A 538-nucleotide genomic window follows, 5' to 3' on the forward strand; every position below is an offset into this window, starting at 1 on the left:
TCACACGATCAAGGGGACCTGCGGCTTCCTCGGCCTGCCGCGGCTCGAGGCACTGGCTCACGCCGCCGAAACCCTGATGGGCAAATTCCGCGACGGCATGCCGGTGACCGGCGAGGCCGTGACTCTGATCCTCACCACCATCGACCGCATCAAGGACATCCTGGGACAGCTCGAGGCCAATGAGGCTGAGCCCGAAGGCGAGGATCGCGACCTCATCAGCGAGCTCGAAGCGATGGTCGAGCGCGGCATGGCGGCGATGGCCGCCGGAGAAGCCGCGCCTCCGCCGGTGCCTGCGGCTCCGGCTGCAGCCGCGCCGCCGCCCGCCCCCGCGGCGACGCAGGGCAGTCTGATCGATCAGACGCTGGAGCGTCCGCTGCGTCCGGGCGAAGTCTCGCTCGACGAGCTGGAGCGCGCCTTCCGCGAGACTGCTATCGAGACCCCGCCGGCGCACGAGAAGGCGCCCGAGCCGAAGCCTGCCGAGGCGAAGGCTCCTGCGGCCAAGACTGAGCCTGCCAAGACTGAGCCAGCCAAGGCCGAC

1 protein-coding gene is annotated in these 538 nt (G+C 70.3%); it reads left to right on the forward strand.

The window, feature by feature from the left end:
- A partial coding sequence (locus NLR35_RS34200; protein ID WP_257170936.1) for an Hpt domain-containing protein occupies positions 1 to 538 on the forward strand: 538 nt, incomplete at both ends.

The sequence above is a fragment of the Bradyrhizobium sp. SRS-191 genome, from assembly GCF_024586915.1.
Taxonomy (GTDB): Bacteria; Pseudomonadota; Alphaproteobacteria; order Rhizobiales; family Xanthobacteraceae; genus Bradyrhizobium.